General features: G+C 64.2%; 8 protein-coding genes. 6 read left to right on the forward strand and 2 right to left on the reverse strand.

Annotation, left to right across the window (positions count from 1 at the left end):
* Window positions 1-51: 51 nt before the first annotated feature.
* On the forward strand, window positions 52-8274 hold the full coding sequence (locus AC27E8_RS14730; RefSeq protein WP_487100029.1) for a glycoside hydrolase family 94 protein: 8223 nt from the start codon (window positions 52-54) through the stop codon (window positions 8272-8274).
* Between the two features lie 142 nt (window positions 8275-8416).
* On the forward strand, window positions 8417-9787 hold the full coding sequence (locus AC27E8_RS14735) for an MFS transporter (protein ID WP_487100031.1): 1371 nt from the start codon (window positions 8417-8419) through the stop codon (window positions 9785-9787).
* A 97-nt stretch (window positions 9788-9884) separates the two neighbouring features.
* Here AC27E8_RS14735 and AC27E8_RS14740 read toward each other — a convergent pair whose 3' ends face one another.
* A complete protein-coding gene (locus tag AC27E8_RS14740; RefSeq protein WP_487100033.1) occupies window positions 9885-11261 on the reverse strand; it encodes an MFS transporter in 1377 nt (458 codons plus the stop codon).
* Between the two features lie 227 nt (window positions 11262-11488).
* Here AC27E8_RS14740 and mmgD point away from each other — a divergent pair, with 227 nt between their 5' ends.
* The 4 genes from mmgD to ilvA all read left to right on the forward strand — a co-directional run bounded on the left by mmgD (window position 11489) and on the right by ilvA (window position 16348).
* The gene (gene mmgD / locus AC27E8_RS14745) at window positions 11489-12601 is read left to right on the forward strand and encodes a citrate synthase (RefSeq protein WP_487100035.1); all 1113 of its coding nucleotides are present in this window, start codon (window positions 11489-11491) and stop codon (window positions 12599-12601) included.
* An 89-nt stretch (window positions 12602-12690) separates the two neighbouring features.
* Window positions 12691-14136: a bifunctional 2-methylcitrate dehydratase/aconitate hydratase gene (locus AC27E8_RS14750; RefSeq protein ID WP_487100037.1), complete on the forward strand. Its 1446-nt coding sequence runs from the start codon at window positions 12691-12693 to the stop codon at window positions 14134-14136.
* Window positions 14137-14151: 15 nt separating this feature from the next.
* Window positions 14152-15075 carry a methylisocitrate lyase gene (prpB, locus tag AC27E8_RS14755; RefSeq protein ID WP_487100039.1) on the forward strand — a complete coding sequence of 308 codons (924 nt, stop codon included), beginning with the start codon at window positions 14152-14154 and terminating at the stop codon, window positions 15073-15075.
* 49 nt (window positions 15076-15124) lie between these two features.
* Window positions 15125-16348, forward strand: coding sequence for a threonine ammonia-lyase (gene ilvA / locus AC27E8_RS14760; protein ID WP_487100041.1), 1224 nt, complete (start codon window positions 15125-15127; stop codon window positions 16346-16348).
* A gap of 240 nt (window positions 16349-16588) precedes the next feature.
* Here the strand turns inward: ilvA and AC27E8_RS14765 are convergent, their stop codons facing one another.
* Entirely contained in the window at window positions 16589-17161 is a 573-nt protein-coding gene (locus tag AC27E8_RS14765) for a hypothetical protein (RefSeq protein ID WP_487100043.1), read from the reverse strand.
* Window positions 17162-17296 lie beyond the last annotated feature (135 nt).

The following is a 17296-nucleotide window of genomic DNA, read 5'->3' on the forward strand; positions in this document are numbered from 1 at the left end:
TGTCAGCGCGAACCGATTTATAATCCAGACTTCAAACGGGAATGTTTACATATGCTGCCGTTTTATCTGTTCGTTCGGACGGGCGATCCGAGACTCTCGGCGGCACAAGGAGGACCTATGGCGTTCGACACAGAGCTCGAGAGGCGCGCGCATGCATTGGCGCTGACGCAAGATATCAGTTCGACGCGCGGCGGAGGAGCCGACCTGTGGCCCATCCTGCGCCGGCTAACGGCGCGTGTCCGGAATTTCGCCGCCAGGCTCGAGCGGGAACCTGCGGCGTGTTCCGAGCCCGCGCACGAGTGGCTGATCGATCACGCCGCCTATCTCGAACTCCAGGCGATGCTGGCGGAGCGCCTGTGGCCGAACGCCGTCGTGCGGAAACTGCCGAGGATGGTCGAGACCGGGGAGCCTCGCGTGGTGGCGCTCGCCACCGCCTACCTCGATGCGGTGCGCGGACACATCGAGGCCGAGACGCTCATCCGCTTTGTCGAGGCGTACCAGGACGTCCAGGTGCTGACGACCCTCGAGTGCCATCAGCTTGCCAACGGGCTGCGCATCGCGATTCTCACGCGGATTGCTGAAGCGAGCGAGGAAATTCAGCGTCGGTACGAGGCGTGCCGCGCCATCGAACGCTTACTCAGCGAGATCGAGCAGGGAGGCGGGCCAGCGGCCGTGCGGCGCGCCATCGACCGCTTTTCCAAAGGGCGTGAGCTCGGTGCCGTGGAAGTGGTACACCTCGTGCATCACCTGTCCGAGTGGGAGCCGGATAGCCAGGAGTTGCGCGAGTGGCTGGCGGCGCACGTCGCCAACTCTTCCGAGAGCATCGAGCGGCTGACGACGTACGAGGCCGAGTGGCACACCGAAATTCAGGTGCTCATCGGCAACTTGGTGCAGAGCCTGCACGCGCTGGAGCGCATGTCTTGGCAGCCCATGGCGTCGCGCATTTCCCGGGTGGAGGCCTGCCTGCGCGAGGAGCCGACGGGCGACTATATGCGGCTCGATCCGACAAGCCAGAACGTGCTCGCCCATCAGGTCAGCTGGCTCAGCGAGGCCTTCCGCCTGCCCGAGGCGATGATCGCGGAGACCGCCGTCTCACTCGCGCGGGACGCGTGGGAGAAGGCCGGATCGCCCACCGCCGCAAGCGACCTGCCGCGGGAGGCGTTTGTGGCGCATTATCTGTGCGATCCCGACGGCATGCACGCGCTTCATCGAACGCTCAAGGAGCGCGCGAAGCCGAGGGCGGTGCCGCAAATCGCGCTGCGCCGCCACCCGCTGCGCACGTACCTGCTCGGTGTTGCGCTCTTGTTCGCGGCCATCCTGTGGGCGGTGCTCGATGGATTCACGGGCGGATTTCGCGCATCCGTTGGCGCGACACTTGCACTTGCCGTCCTGCTCGCGCTTCCCGTCAGCGAGTGGGTCCTCGCCCTCGTGCACGAGGGGATCCGCCGCGCCGTTCGGCCCGTGCCCATCCTGCGCCTCGACTTCAGCGAGGGGATTCCAGAGGATGCTCGCACCATGGTGGTGCTCCCCGTCCTATGGGCAAACGAGGCCGACGTCGACGAGGCGTTCGACAAAATCGAACTTCACCATCTGACGCAGCGGGGAGACAACGTCTATTTCGCGGTGCTGTCGGACCTGCGCGACGCCGGTGCGCCGGACCTGCCGGAGGACGAGTTCTTGCTCGCCCGGGCGCACGCGCGACTTGAGGCGCTTCGCCGCAAGTACGGAGCCGCCCGCTTCTTCTGGTTTCACCGCCACCGCGTTTTGAACCGCGCAGACGGCGTATACATGGGCTGGGAGCGAAAACGGGGGAAGCTGGTCGAGCTGATCGAGCTCATGCGCGGCAAGCGCGACACCACCTTTTGCGTGAAAGATGGAGATCTCGACGTCCTACCGACCATTCGCTACGTGTTTACCGCCGATCTCGACACCGAGCTTCCCATCGGCGCCGTGCAGCGCCTCGTCGGCACGATGCACCTTGGCTACAACCGGCCGCGGCTCAACGCCCGCGGCACGCGCGTCGAGCAGGGCTACGGCGTGCTCCAGCCGGCCGTAGCCGTCAGCCCGCGCTCAACGCAGGTGTCGCGCTTTGCGCGCCTCTGGTCGGGCGAGACGGGCGTGGATCCCTACGCGTTCGCCATCTCCAATCCGTATCAGGATTGGTTCGGGCGCGGCCTGTTCGTCGGCAAGGGACTCATCGACGTCGATGCCTTCCACGCCGTGCTGTGTGATCGCATCCCGGACAATAGGGTCCTGAGCCACGACATCCTCGAAGGCGGATTCTTGCGCGCGGGGCTCGTCGCCGATGTGGAGGTAGTCGAGAGCCAGCCTGCGACGCTCCGCGCCTACATGCGCCGCGCCCACCGCTGGGTGCGAGGAGACTGGCAGTTGACGTATTGGTTGCGCCGGGTGTGTCGAGATCGCCGCGGCCGGGCGCAGCCTGTAGACTTGTGCGGTTTCACCCGCTGGAACATCGTCGATCACGTCCGGCACAGCCTGGTCCATCCGGCGCTTGTGCTGCTCATCGGCCTTGGTGGCGCTGGCCTTTTGCCCGGGCCGGCGTACGCGTACGGCGCCGTGCTCCTAATCACCGTGTTTTTGCCCGTTCTGCGCCAGCTTGACGCCGTCCGGCCTAGCGAATGGTCCTGGCGGGGCGCCGCGACGGCGCTGGGCCAGAGCCTAGTCATGCTCGTGACGCTGCCGTTCATGGCGGTGGTCGAGGCGGACGCCAGTTTGCGCGCGCTTTATCGGATGCTCATCAGCCGGAGGCGGTTGCTCGAGTGGATCCCGTCCTCCCACGCGGACCGTGCAGACGGATCGCCCGCGCCTCTTCTCTACGAGCCCGCGGGTTACGCGGTCGCGCTGGCCTGCTCGGTGCCTGGGCTCTTCGGTACCTGGGAACAGGTGCTCTTGGGCGCTCTCGCGCTTGCGGTGTGGTTGCCCGCGCACGGTGTGGCGCGATTTCTCGCCCAACCCGCCGGTCCACCGCGCGTGGATCCTCACCCGGACCTTTCCGCGCACCTGCGCGAAGTGGCCGTGGCAATGTGGCGGTTTTACGAGCGGTACGTCGGCGAGGAGGATCACCACCTGCCGCCGGACAACGTGCAGCTTGAGCCGGTGGAGCGCGTCGCGCACCGCACCTCTCCCACCAACATTGGGCTCTATCTCCTGTGCGTCGCCGCGGCGGCAGATCTGGAAATCATCTCGAAGGAACACGCCGTGCACCGCCTGGAGCAAACCATGGCGACGCTCATGTCCCTGGATCGGTGGCACGGCCACCTGTTCAACTGGTATGATACGCGGACGCTCAGACCCCTTCCGCCGAGGTACGTCTCGACCGTGGACTCCGGCAACCTGGTCTGCGCGATGTTGGCCTTGAGCCAGGCGCTTCGCGAATGGGCGGCATCCGACGCGGATGTCGCCCCTCGCGCGCGCCGCCTTGCGGACGCCGTGGAGGGCTTTGCGCTGGAGACCGATTTTCGCCCGCTGTATCGCCCGGATCTCAGGCTTTTTTCCTTGGGCTTTCACGCAGATCGAAACGAGCTCGAGAAGATCGTCTACGATCTCCTCGCTTCCGAGGCGCGCCAGGCGAGTTTCATCGCCATCGTGAGTGGCCAGGTGCCTGCGTCTCACTGGTTCGCGCTGTCCCGAACCATGACGCGCGTGGGCCGACACCATCCGCTCTTGTCCTGGTCCGGCACGATGTTCGAATATCTCATGCCCGCGCTTTTGATGCGCCACCTGCCCGGCACCCTCTGGGAGGAGACGTATCGCGGCGTGGTGTCGAGACAAATCGCCTACGCGCGGGAGCGCGGCGTCCCGTTCGGCATCTCGGAGAGCGGCTTCTACGCGTTCGATCGCGACCTCAACTACCAATACCGGGCGTTCGGTGTGCCGGGGCTCGGGCTGGACCGCGGCTTGGAACGCAACCTCGTCGTGGCGCCCTATGCGACCATGCTGGCGCTTTCTTTTGCCCCTGAACAGGTGGCTGACGCCCTTAGGCAATTGCGCGAGTTGGGCGCGCTCGGGCCGTACGGCTACTACGAGGCCGTCGACTTCACGGCAAGCCGCCTTCCGTCGGGAGAACGGTACAAGGTGGTGCAGAGCTTCATGGCCCACCATCAGGGGATGGCGTTCATTGCCATCGCCAACTACCTGCAGCGCAATCTTTGGGTCGAGCGGTTTCACCGCTTGCCGCTTGTGCGCGCGGGCGAGTACATGCTGTATGAACGCATGCCCAGGCGCCCGGCGCTGCTCCTCAAGCCAGTTCACGCCGCGCACGCGCCGAACTTCGACCGCCCGGTCTACGCGCGCCGGCGGAGCGGAAACGATGACGCGTGGAACGCGGTCTCCAACGGCAGCCTGACGAGCTTCGTCGACGCGCGGGGCGAGGGTGGGATAATCTGGCGCGGCATCGCAGTCACGCGCTTCCGGCCGGATCGGCACCTGCCGTATCGCGGACCCGTGATGTACGTGCGAGATGTGGATCGTGGCGGCGTCTTTCGCACCACGTTGCACGGGGGCGCGGGACACGTGGAGGCGGAGTTCCGCCCGGACAAGTCGAGCTTGAAGCGCGTGGTGGACGGGATCGAGAGCGAGTGGTCTGTGCTCGTGGCGCCGGACCGAGATGTGGAGATTCGGAAGTTGGTCCTTCAGAACCTCGGCGAGGACATTCGCCGGCTCGAGGTGACCTATTTCGCCGAACTCGCACTCGCGAAGCCAGCGGCGGACATCGCGCATCCGTCGTTTCAGCGCTTATTTGTCGAGACGGGCTGGGACGAGGCGCGCCAGGTGCTGTGGGCGCGGCGCAGGCCCGAGTCGGACGATGAGCCGGACGTGTACGCGGCGTTTCACCTTGTGGCGGACGAAGAAGCGCCGGCACCGGTCGAGTGGGACTCCCACCGGGCGCGGTTCGTCGGGCGCGGCGGCCGTCTCGCGGCGCCGCAAGGGCTCTGGCAACGCCTGCGCGGCGAAGTTGGATCGGTCGCCGATCCGGCCGCGATTCTCCGCACAACTGTGGCACTCGCGCCCGGGGAAAAGCGCGCGCTCTATGTCATCACCGCGCTCGGCGAGGCGCGGGAAGAGGTCGTGGAGAGGGCGTTTGAAATGCGCCAGCCTTCGGCCTTATCGCGCGCGGCGCAACTCGCATGGATGCGCGCGCAGATCGATCTCCGCCAACTGCACCTTTCGCCGGAAGACGTCGAGGACGCCATGGAACTTTTGTCGCGGTTCTTGTCCCGGCGCGCGTTTTCGCCCGAGCGGCGGGCGGCCATCCTGCAGAACGAGTTCGGCCAATCCGGACTCTGGGCGCACGGGATCTCGGGTGACAGGCCCATCGTCGCCGTCCGGCTCGCCTCCGCGGCGGAAATCCCATTTGTCGCGAAGCTCGCACGGTTGACGCAGTACCTGGCGCACATGGGCTTCGCGAGCGATCTCGTCGTGATCGACGAGACGATGTCGAGCTATCGAGACGAGATGCGGGATCGCATCCGGGCGGAGATGGCGCGCCGCGGCGTTCACGATACCTCGGGGCTCGCCGTGGTGAAGTCGGATCAGCTCTCCAGCGCCGAGCAAACGCTCATCGAGGCCGTCGCGGTCGCAATGTTGCGGGCCGGTGGCCCAAGCGTCGGCGCGCAGCTCGCGGGCGGGCGAGCGCGGCGCGGGGAACCTGCGAGACTCGCGTCGGACCGCCTGGAGCCGGAACCGAAGCGCGCGGCGCACGATGCCGGGCAGGTGGAGGGGGAATTTGCGAACGGCTACGGCGCGTTCGTCGACGACGGTCGCGCGTACCGCATGCGTGTCACGCGCGCCAAGCGGCCGCCGCGGCCCTGGTCGAACGTGCTTGCCAATCCCAACTTCGGCGCGCTCGTGACCGAACTCGGCACCGGCTACACCTGGTGGCGCAACAGCCGCGAGTTCAAGCTCACGCCCTGGCACAACGATGCCGCGTTCGACCCGCCCGGTGAAGCCGTGTACCTCGCCGATCTCGACCGCGGAATCGTCGCGAGCGCCACCCCTTCGCCAGCCGGGGACGCATGGACGTACGACGTGACGCATCGTCCGGGCGTCACCACGTTTGAAAGCGACGTGGAGGGCGTCCGCGTGGCGCTCGAGGTGTTCGTGGATCGCGCAGAGCCCATCAAGTGGATGCGGGTGCGGCTTCGCAACCAAACCGGTTCGCGGCGCAGAATGCGCGTGGCGCCGTACGTCGAATGGGTGCTCGGCGTGGATCCGTTCTCGAACACGCCCCTCGTTGTGGTGCGCAAGCTGACCGAGGCGGACGCCATCGCCGCGGAAAACCGGTATCAGGAGGCGTTTCGCGGCGCGATGGGGTTTCTCGCCGTAGGCGGCGCCGGGCGGACATCGGGGTGGCTGGGCGACAAGATTCGTTTCCTCGGCGACGGATCGTATACGCGGCCCGACGCGCTGCTCGAGGACGCGTGGCACGGGGACGAAGGCCCCACGCCGACGCCCTGCGCCGCCCTCGCGCGCGATCTCGACCTGGGGCCTGACGAGGAGGCCGAGGTGGTCGTGCTCCTCGGCGCGGCGCCTGATGAACACGAGGCTGCGAGGCTCGCCCGGCTCGCGCGCCCGGACGCGGCGGACCGCGCGCTCCGGGAGGTCACCGAGTTCTGGTCAGACCTGCTCACGCGCGTCCAGGTGCGCACGCCGGATCGCAGCTTCGACATCCTGATGAACGGCTGGCTCTTGTACCAGACCCTCGCCTGCCGCCTCTGGGCCCGCACAGCGTTTTATCAGGCCGGTGGCGCGTTTGGCTTTCGGGATCAGCTGCAGGACGCCCTGGCGCTGCTTCACGCCCGTGCCGACGTGCTGCGCCATCAAATTCTTCGGGCGGCGCGCCATCAGTACGTCGAGGGCGACGTACAGCACTGGTGGCACGAGGAGCTCGGCAAGGGGATTCGCACCCGTTTCTCGGACGATCTGCTCTGGCTGCCGTACGCGGTCTCGCGCTACCTCGAGGCGACGGGCGATACCGCCATCCTCGACGAACGCGTTCCGTATCTCGTGAGCGCCCCGCTTGGCGACGGGGAACTGGAACGATACGAGGACAGCGTATGGAGCCAGGAGGAAGGCAGCCTCGCGGAGCACGTGGCACGGGCCGTGGAGCGCGCGCTGCACTTCGGCCATCACGGCCTGCCACTCATGGGCATCGGCGACTGGAACGACGGTCTGAGTCGAGTCGGCGCGAAGGGCCGGGGCGAGAGCGTGTGGCTGGCGTGGTTCTTGGCGGATGTGTTGCGGCGGGTGGCCGAGATCGACCATCCGGCATTCGCTTCCCACCGTGGGCGCTGGCTTGCGATGCGCAAGAAGCTTCTCGAAGCGGCGAACGAGTCGGCGTGGGATGGACAGTGGTACCGGCGCGCTGTGACGGACGACGGGCTGTGGCTAGGGTCGGCCGCGTCGCCCGCGTGTCGGATCGACGCCATTGCTCAATCGTGGGCCGTCCTCTCGGGCGGTGCTCCGCCGGATCGGGCCGTGCGCGCCATGGAATCGTTCGACCGGGAACTCGTGGACCGGCGCCTGGGTGTGGCGCATTTGCTGCAGCCGCCGTTTCGAGATTTGCGCCCGAGCCCTGGGTACATCCAGGGCTATCCGCCAGGAATTCGCGAGAACGGCGGGCAATACACCCACGGGGTCATCTGGAGTATCATCGCGTGGACCCATCTCGGGCGGGGAGAGGAGGCTTATGAACTCTTCTCCATGCTGAATCCGATTCACCACGCCGACACACCGCGAGAAGTGGAGCGGTACGGAAACGAGCCCTATGTCATGTCGGCGGACATTTACACGGAGCAGCCGAACGTGGGGCAGGGCGGATGGTCCTGGTATACAGGCGCCGCTTCGTGGATGTACCAGGCGGGGCTCGCGGCCATCCTAGGCGTTCAGCGGCGCGGGACCAAGCTCATCGTAGAACCGTGCATCCCCATCCACTGGCCTGGCTTTGAGGTGAGGTATCGCCACGGTTCAACGCTCTACCGGATTCGCGTCGAGCGAGCGGCACAAGGTGCGCAGGCGCGCGAGCGAATGCTCACGGTGGATGGCGTGGCTGTGGCCGAAATCGACCTCGTCGACGACGGCCGGGAACATGACGTCCTCGTGCGATGGAGCGATGGGCGGGCTCAAGACCGCGGCGCGGTGGGAGAAAAGGAATCCCTCGAAATTCGGGAGTGGGTGCGACGGCTGCGCACCCCGGGCCCTGTCCACGCGTTGCCCGCCACCGCGACGTTTCGAAACGGGCCGTCGGATGTTTGAACGCGCAGGAGGCCATGCACCTCCTGCCGCGCCTGACGGCATGCCTTTGGTCTTTCTTTACGATTTGCCAAAAGGCCGTTCACTCGCCATTTACAAACCGGTTCTACCATGGAGGTGACACGAGTACAGGGAGGCGTTTCCTATGGCCACCGTCGGCGCGGACCGTACTTCCATGTTTGCACCACTTGACCGATCTCGGTGGAACGCGTTTCACTGGAAATCGGTTGTCACGACCGGAATGGGTGTCTTCACGGATGGATATGATCTCTCGGCCATCGGTATCGTGCTGCCCTTCATTCTTGCCTCGTTCGGCCAGAAAAGCTTAACAAGTTGGCAAAGCTCGCTGTTGACGGGGAGCGCGCTCGTGGGCGCAGCCATCGGCGCGCTTGTGTTCGGGCCACTCGCCAACCGAGGCCGCAAGCGGTTCTACGGGTTGGATGTGCTGGTGCTCACCATCGCTGCGTTGGCTCAGGCGTTTGTGCAGAACATCGATCAACTGATCGCGATTCGTTTTCTCCTCGGGTTTGGGGTCGGGGCCGACTACGTACTGTCGCCGGTGATCATGGGCGAAAACGCGAATGCGCGCGATCGCGGGAAGAGTCTGGCACTTGGATTTGGGTTGACCTGGGGCATCGGTGCGGCGGTTGCGGGCCTCGTGACGATGGTGTTGAATGCCTGCGGCGTTCCCGCCGATTGGGTGTGGCGCATCGTCCTCGGGCTTGGCGCGATTCCTTCTGCATCGGTGATTTACCTTCGGCGCCGCTTGCCGGAGACGCCTCGCTACGTGGCGCGCGTGGAGGGGAGCAGGGCGGCGTACGAACGCGTCGTGGAAGCTGTGGTAGGCCAGCCAGCCACCATCGCGCCCGTGAAACGGGACGACACGTCCGCGGCTCTCTACTTCAAAACGCACGCGAAGCGCATCGTGACGGCGTGCCTGCTCTGGTTTCTGTTCGATCTCGTCGCGTACTCTAGCATCCTGTTTGGCCCCAACTTAATCGCCAAGAGTTTGGGCGTTTCGTCGGGGGTGTTTCAAGTGGTCATGGAGCTCGCGTTCACCGTTCCCGGAGCCTTGGTGGGCTTGGTGCTGATTGATCGCGCTGGCCGCAAGCCTATGCAGGTCATCGGGTTTCTCGGCATGGGCGCGAGCCTCGTCCTGTTCAGCTTGTTGCGAGGGCATTTTGTCGGCCCGTGGGTTGGCCTCATGTTGTATGGCGCGCAGAATTTCATGTCGCAAATGGGGCCTGGTTCCGTGTCCGCCTCTGGAATGCTAGGCGTGGAACTGGTGCCCACGAAAATTCGCGGCACCGTCCAGGGATGGACGGTTGCGTCTGGGCGCGTGGGCGCGGCCATCACGGCCTTCGTCTTCCCGCCGCTGTTCGCCAAGGTGGGTGAAGGAACCGCCATCCTGCTCTTGGGCGCCCTGTGTGCCATCGCGGCCATCTGCACTTGGGCCTTGCTCCCCGAAACCAAGGCTCTTCCTCTGGAAGAAGCCGCGCAGGAATCCGTTGCGTAACGAAATAGCTTTAACCGTGATGAAGATGGCAAGGGCAGGCCTATGCCCTTGCCGTCTTCGCGCTTCCAGTCTTTCCATCCATTCATGTCACGGCCATTCACATGCCCACGTTTGGCCCTTGCTCCTGCACAATGACGCGCTCGTTGACGTCCTCCAGCGCGCGCCCCGTCGTCTTCGGCCCAAGTGCTCCCACGTCAATCATCAAGAGCACCATGGCGCCGGCCACGACGGAGAACATCGCCGTGGCCCCATGCGCGTGCAGCACGGGCAAGAGGATGAACGGCATTAGGCCGCTCATCAGGCGGCTCAGGCTGTACGCCGTGCCGACAGCTGTGGCGCGCACGGAGGTGGGGTAAATTTCGGCCTGAAAGATGTGATAGCCATTCGAGAAAATGTTGCTCGATAACGTATACAAGAATCCAAACAGCATGATGAGTGCCGGCCGCGTGGTCATCCCGAAGAGAATGCCGAATACGGCCATGCAGAATGCGGCGCCCACGACGATCCACTTGCGCTCGATGCGCTCCACGATGGGCACCGACAGCAGGGAGCCGATGGGATAGCCAATGAAACTCACCGCCGCATAGGTAAGCGACGTGGTGATGGTCAGGCCCTTGCTCGCCAAGACCAGCGGAACCAACGTGCCAAAGCCGTAGTAGCCGAAGGTTTGGAGGATTTGAAAGATCCAAAGCATGATGGTTCGCTTGGCGTACGTCGGCGTGAACAACGTCCCGAGTGGCACGCGCTTTGGCTCCACAGCATCGGTGGCAGGTGTCCCCTTTCCGGGCTCACCCGGGGCTTCTTCCAAGAAGCGCGCCAGAATTTGCTCCGCTTCCTGATGTCTGCCCACCGATTCTAGCCAGCGAGGCGATTCGGGCAGGACGCGCTGCAACGACCAGACAATGATGGCGCCGAGGGAACCGATGACAAACAGCCAGCGCCAGCCCGCCATGAGAAAGTGGGTGGTCACGAGGGCACGTGCCAAAAATCCTTCCACTGGCGTCGCACAGAATTCCAGTGTGTACGTCCACGCCATGATCCTCCCGCGGTTATGCGCAGGGAAGATCTCGCTCAAGTACACGTCGCAGAGCGGCAACAGCGCACCGATGCCAAGTCCGGCGAGGAATCGGAAGACAATCAAGAAGGCAGCATTGGGGCTGAAGGCCGCGATGAAAGTGAAGACCGAGTAGGTCGACAAGATCCCGAGAAACGCGGCTTTTCGCCCGACGCGATCGGCGAGCGCATTGAATCCAATGCTGCCGATGAACATGCCGAGAAATGCGGATGAGAGCAGGAGCGCCTGTTCCGACTTGGGGATGTGGAATGCGCCCGTCAGCACAGTTCCGAGCACGCCGGAGAGGTAAATGTCGAACAGGTCGAAGAACAAGCTGATGCCGACGATCACGGCGATGCGCTTGTGCCACCGCGTGAGGGGCATCTGATTGAGGCGCGCAGCGACCATAGGTGTAGACAAGGTCATCCCTCGCTTTCTGACGATTGCCCGCCCGCCTTCACCACCTCCCTGGGCAGGTCGTGATATTGTGTACGCGGTTTCATTATACAACCGTCAAATTTCTCTGAACACACTGCCAAACCGCCTTCTCGGCCTAGTTCTTGTATAATGAGGCTATGTAACCGCTATCGAAACGAGGCGCCTGTCTGCTGTCACGGCCCGTGGGCGCCCGACGAGGAGGCTCGTACATGTCTGAAGCGTACAGACCCGGTTTGGAGAATGTGATCGCGTGTGAGACGGAGATCTCGTTCCTGGATGTCGATCACGAAGAGATTGTCCTGCGCGGGTACGACCTGATCGATCTCGCCAAGAAAGTGTCGTATATTGATATCATTGGCCTGCTGATTGACAAGCGCTTGCCTAACGACGAAGAACGGCGAGACATTGAGCGCGCGCTGAAGTCGCACCGCCAGGTCCCATTGAACATTTGGGCCATCCTCAAGCAGCTTCCGCCGACCACGCACCCCATGGACATGTTGCGCACCGGGGTCTCGGCGCTCTCGGGGTTTGATCCGAATCTCGAGGATCAGTCGCCCGCGGCGAATCGGCAGCGCGCGATGCGGCTCCTAGCCCAGGTGCCACAGATTGTCGCGGCAAGCCATCACATCGCGCACGGCCGAGATCCGATTCCGCCCAAGGACGACTTGTCGTTTGTGGCAAACGGCTTGTATATGATCACGGGGCGCGAGCCGAGCGCGGATGAGGTCAAGTACTTTGATCAGGTGCTCATGGTGTACTGTGAGCACGAGCTGCCGAACTCCACTTTCGCGGCGCGCGTCATCACGTCCACGCTGTCCGACATGTACGGGGCGCTGACGGGCGCGGTAGCTTCGCTCAAGGGACCACTGCACGGCGGCGCGAACGAGGCGGTCATGGAGATGTTGCTCGAAGCCGAGACCGTGGAAGGCTTCGAACGGCTGATCCGGGAAAAGCTCGCAAACAAGGAGAAGATCATGGGGTTCGGCCATCGCGTGTACATGCGCAAGATGGATCCCCGCGCCCAAATGATGAAGGAAGCGCTGCAAGAGATGGCCGGATCGAATCCCGAGGCCAAGAAGTGGCTTGACATGTGCGTGGCCGGCGAGACCATCATGCGGGACGAGAAGGGGCTGTATCCGAACCTCGACTACTACGCGGCGCCAGTCATGTATATGCTCGGTATCCCGGTTCCGCTCTTCACACCGGTGTTCTTCGCGGCGCGCGTTGTGGGGCTTTCGGCGCACGTCATGGAGCAGTTGGCGAACAACCGCATTTTCCGCCCGCGCGTGCTGTACAAAGGGCCGCGCGGCCTGAAGGCGTAAATCGGCGGAGGAGCCGGCTCTTTCATATTCGACCGTATGAGCGGGCGGCGCTGCCGCCCGGCACTTTACTGTGCGCAGGGGGATTGACGATGAGTGCAACCGTGGATCGCCAGGGCGGTCGCCCGTTTGACGACGTGATTGTACAAATGACGGACTACGTGATGAAGCCGGAGGTCGCGAGCGACGAGGCGCTTCACATCGCGCGCCACGTGCTCATGGACACCCTTGGGGTGGGGGTGCTCGCGCTCTCCTTCCCGGAATGCGCGAAGCACATCGGGCCGTACGTGCCTGGGGCCGCCATGCCGGGGGGCGTGCGGGTGCCGGGCACGAAGTACGAGCTCGATCCGGTCCAGGCCGCGTTCAACATCGGCGCGATGATCCGCTGGCTCGACTATAACGACACGTGGCTCGCCATGGAGTGGGGCCACCCGTCGGACAACCTAGGCGGTATCCTGGCCGTAGCCGATTATGTGAGCCGGGAGGCGCGCAAAAGGGGGCAAAAACCCTTGACGGTGCGCCAGTTGCTCGAACGCATGGTGCAGGCGCACGAGATTCAGGGCGTGCTCGCGCTCGAGAACAGCCTGAACCGCCGAGGGCTCGATCACGTCCTGTTCGTGAAAGTGGCTTCGACCGCCGTCACCACGGCAATGCTCGGCGGTTCAAGGGAGCAGATTCAGAACGCCATCTCCAACGCCTGGATCGACAACGCGCCGCTTCGCACGTATCGCCACGCGCCAAACACGGGATCCCGCAAGTCGTGGGCGGCGGGCGACGCGACGAGCCGCGCCGTGTGGCTCGCGTTTATGGCGCTGCGCGACGAGATGGGCTACCCGAGCGCGCTCACGGCGCCTCAGTGGGGCTTCAACGATGTGGTCATGGGCGGAAAGCCCATTGTGCTGGCGCGGCCGCTCGGCTCGTACGTGATGGAGAACGTGCTTTTGAAGATCTCCTTCCCCGCCGAGTTCCATGCGCAGACGGCGGTGGAGTGCGCGTTCCAGTTGCATCCGCTCGTGAAAGACCGCCTCGACGAGATCGAGCGCATCGTCATCACGACGCACGAGTCCGCGATTCGCATCATCGACAAGAAGGGGCCGCTTCACAATCCGGCGGATCGGGATCATTGCATCCAATACATGGTCGCGGTGGGGCTCATCTACGGCGACCTGCGGGCCGAGCACTACGAGGACGAGACGGCAAGCGATCCGCGGATCGACGCGCTGCGCGAGAAGATGGAGGTCGTCGAGGATCCGCGCTACAGCAAGGATTACCTGGATCCGGACAAGCGCTCCATCGCGAACGCGGTTCAGATCTTCTTCCGCGACGGATCGCACACCGACAAGGTGGAAGTGGAGTATCCCATCGGCCATCGCCGCCGCCGCGCGGAAGGGCTGCCGAAGGTCATTGAAAAGTTCCGCGCGAACCTGCTGACGCGCTTTCCGGAGAAGCGCGCCGAGCGCATCCTCGACCTGTGCCTGGACGCAAACAGGCTGCACGAGACGCCGGTGGACGAGTTCATGGAGCTGTTTGTCATCTGAGGGGAGGCGTGAACGTTGGCGTGGCTGGTGGAAGAGCAACCGAGCCAGGAGGACCTGGCCAAGCGGTTCCTCGAGCGCATTCAGGAACCGCGGATCCTCAAAATCCCCGGCGCGCACGACGGGCTGACGGCGCGCATCGCGAAGCAGGCGGGGTTTGAAGCCATTTACCTCTCCGGCGCGGCGTACACGGCGAGTCGTGGGCTGCCGGATCTCGGCATCGTCTACTCGAACGAAGTGGCCGAGCGCGCGGCCGATCTCGTCCGAGCCTCCGGCCTGCCGGTGCTCGTCGATATCGACACCGGGTACGGCGGCGTGCTGAACGTGGCGCGCACCGCGAAGGAGATGGTCGAAGCGCGCGTGGCGGCGGTACAGATTGAGGATCAGGTCATGCCCAAAAAGTGCGGGCACTTGAACGGCAAGAAGCTCGTCGAGCCGTCGGAGATGGTGGAGAAGATCCGCATGTTGAAGACGGTGGCGCCGACGCTCGTGGTGGTGGCGCGATCCGACGCCAAAAGCGTGGAAGGACTCGAAGCGCTCGTGGAGCGCGCCAATCGGTACGTGGAGGCGGGCGCGGACGCCGTGTTCCCGGAGGCCTTGACGACGGAAGAGGAGTTCCGCTATGTTGCGGAGCGGGTTCGTGTTCCGCTGCTCGCGAACATGACGGAGTTCGGGAAGACGCCCTACTACACCGCGGACCAGTTTGAGTCGTGGGGCTATCGCATGGTCATTTACCCCGTGACGAGCGTCCGCGTGGCCGCCAAAGCCATTGAGCGCGTTTTCGAAGCGATTCAGCGCGAGGGGACGCAGAAGTCGTTCCTGTCGGAGATGCAGTCGCGCGAGGAGCTGTACCAAACCATCCGCTACTTCGATTACGAGGCGCTCGACGAGCACATCGCCAAGACGGTGCTCGAGGATTCGATGAAGCGCGCGGACCGATGAGCATGGGGCGGGCCTTTGGGGCCCGCCTTCTTTAGGGAGGAAGAGGCGGTTGCAGGATCGGTCGCTACCCACCTTGGAGGATATCGAACGGGCGAGAGAGCGGATTCGAGGGAGCGCGCTGTATACGCCGCTCGACTACTCCGAGACGTTTTCGCGCCTATCCGACAACGAGGTCTATCTCAAACTGGAGAACTTGCAGAAGACGGGATCGTTCAAGCTGCGCGGCGCGCTGAACAAGATCACGGCGCTGGCAGAGACAGGCAGCTTGACTGGCGTCATTGCTGCGTCCGCGGGCAATCACGCCCAGGGCGTCGCCTATGCAGCGCGAGGGCGCGGCGTTCCATGCACCATCGTGATGCCGGAAGGGGCGAGCCTCGCCAAAATTATGGCCACGCAGCGGTACGGGGCGCGCGTGGTGCTCCACGGCGACGACTACGACGCGGCCTACGCTCACGCGAGCGAGATCGCCATGCGCGAGGGCCTCACCTACATTCATGCGTTTGACGATCCCGACATTATCGCTGGCCAAGGCACGATCGGGCTCGAAATTGCGGAGCAATTGCCGGACGTGAGCGCGGTCATCGTGCCGATGGGGGGCGGCGGTCTCGCGGCGGGGATCGCCATCGCGCTCAAATCGCTGCGCCCCGACGTGAAAATCTACGGCGTTCAGGCAAAGGCCGTGCCGGCATTTCGCCACGCGCTCGATCTCGGCGCCATCGAGACCGTTCCGGGCGAGCCGACCATCGCGGACGGCATCGCGGTGAGGCGGCCCGGCGTCCTCACGTTTGAGGCTGCGAAGCGGTACATCGACGACGTGATGGTCGTGGAGGAGGACGAGATCGCCCGCGCGATGATTTTGCTCATGGAGCGCTCGAAGCTCGTGGTGGAGGGGGCGGCGGCCACCACCATCGCGGCGGTGCTGGGGAAAAAGGTGCCGGCGGGGCTCGGCAAGGTGGTGGCCGTGCTGTCCGGTGGCAACGTCGACGTGGTGGTGCTGTCGCGGATCATCGAACACGGGCTTGTGGAATCGGGGCGTTACCTGCGCCTCGCCGTGACGATTCAGGACCGCGTGGGCGCGCTGCGGGACCTGCTCGACATCGTCGCCCGGCTCCGCGCGAACGTACTCACGGTGCACCATCAGCGCGTGGGATCGCACATCCACCTCGGGCAGACGGAGGTCGAGATCGACCTTGAGACGCGCGATCACGCCCACATTCGCCTGATCTGCGACACGCTGCGCCAGGCGGGGTACGAGCCGGTCATCCGCGATTGATGGCCGGCGAGGCCGGACCCGTTGGCCGCGATGCGCGCGGCCCCTCGCTGCTCGATAGGATCTGGTGCCTCCTTCTTACCGTGTGATGAGGTCGAGCGAGGGAGGTGGCGGGGTGTCCAAGCCGGAGCGCAAAGGCGACGTTCGCCGCCCGCATTTCCCGATCTCGCCATGGACGTCGGCGTTCTCCTTGATGAGTGAGCGAGCGCAAAACGCTCGATAGGCATTAAAAGAGGGCCGGGTTTAGACCCAGCCCCCGCCGTTATTGTTTGGGTCGTCAAACGGCCCATTCTGAAAACCGTCATCGCGAAAATCCACCTGGTTGTCCCAGGGCTCACCCGATCCCCAGTCCTGAACTTGTCCCGGATCCACCGGGTTACCGTTCGGATCATAGATGCCGCTGTGATCCATCATCATTTGCTGCTGCAACTGTTCGATCTCGTCCTGCTGAATGATGTTCTGCTGCAGAAGCGCGTCGATCATCTGCTGATCTTCCATTTGGCGGAACATCTCGTACTGCATGGCGTCGATCCGGCCTTGCTCGAAGAGCCACGACAACAGTGCACCGGCCGCCATGCCGCCGAGGAATGAACCGGCGCCGCCAAACCCAGGCCGATATCCGCCGTACGGCGGTGTCACGTCGTACGTCGGGCCATAGTTCGGTCCGTAATTGGACTGAAACGGTCCCTGATGGTACGGACCGCTCTGATACGACTGGAATGGGCCGCGGCGGTACACAGGGCCGCCTTGCGTGCGGCGCGCGAACAGAAGCACCAGCAGAATGACGATCACGACGAGCAGAAGGATGACCAACAAAGGGCTCACCTCGCCTGAGTGGTATCCTTATCATAGCGCGATTTCTGGTCTTCAAACCACCGCGCTTGCGAAAAAAGTGTTGCAATCGGTGTCGAACGTGCTATAATTGGTCAAGGAAAGGAAAGGAAAGGAAAG

This window comes from Alicyclobacillus sp. CIJ1, assembly GCF_057538885.1.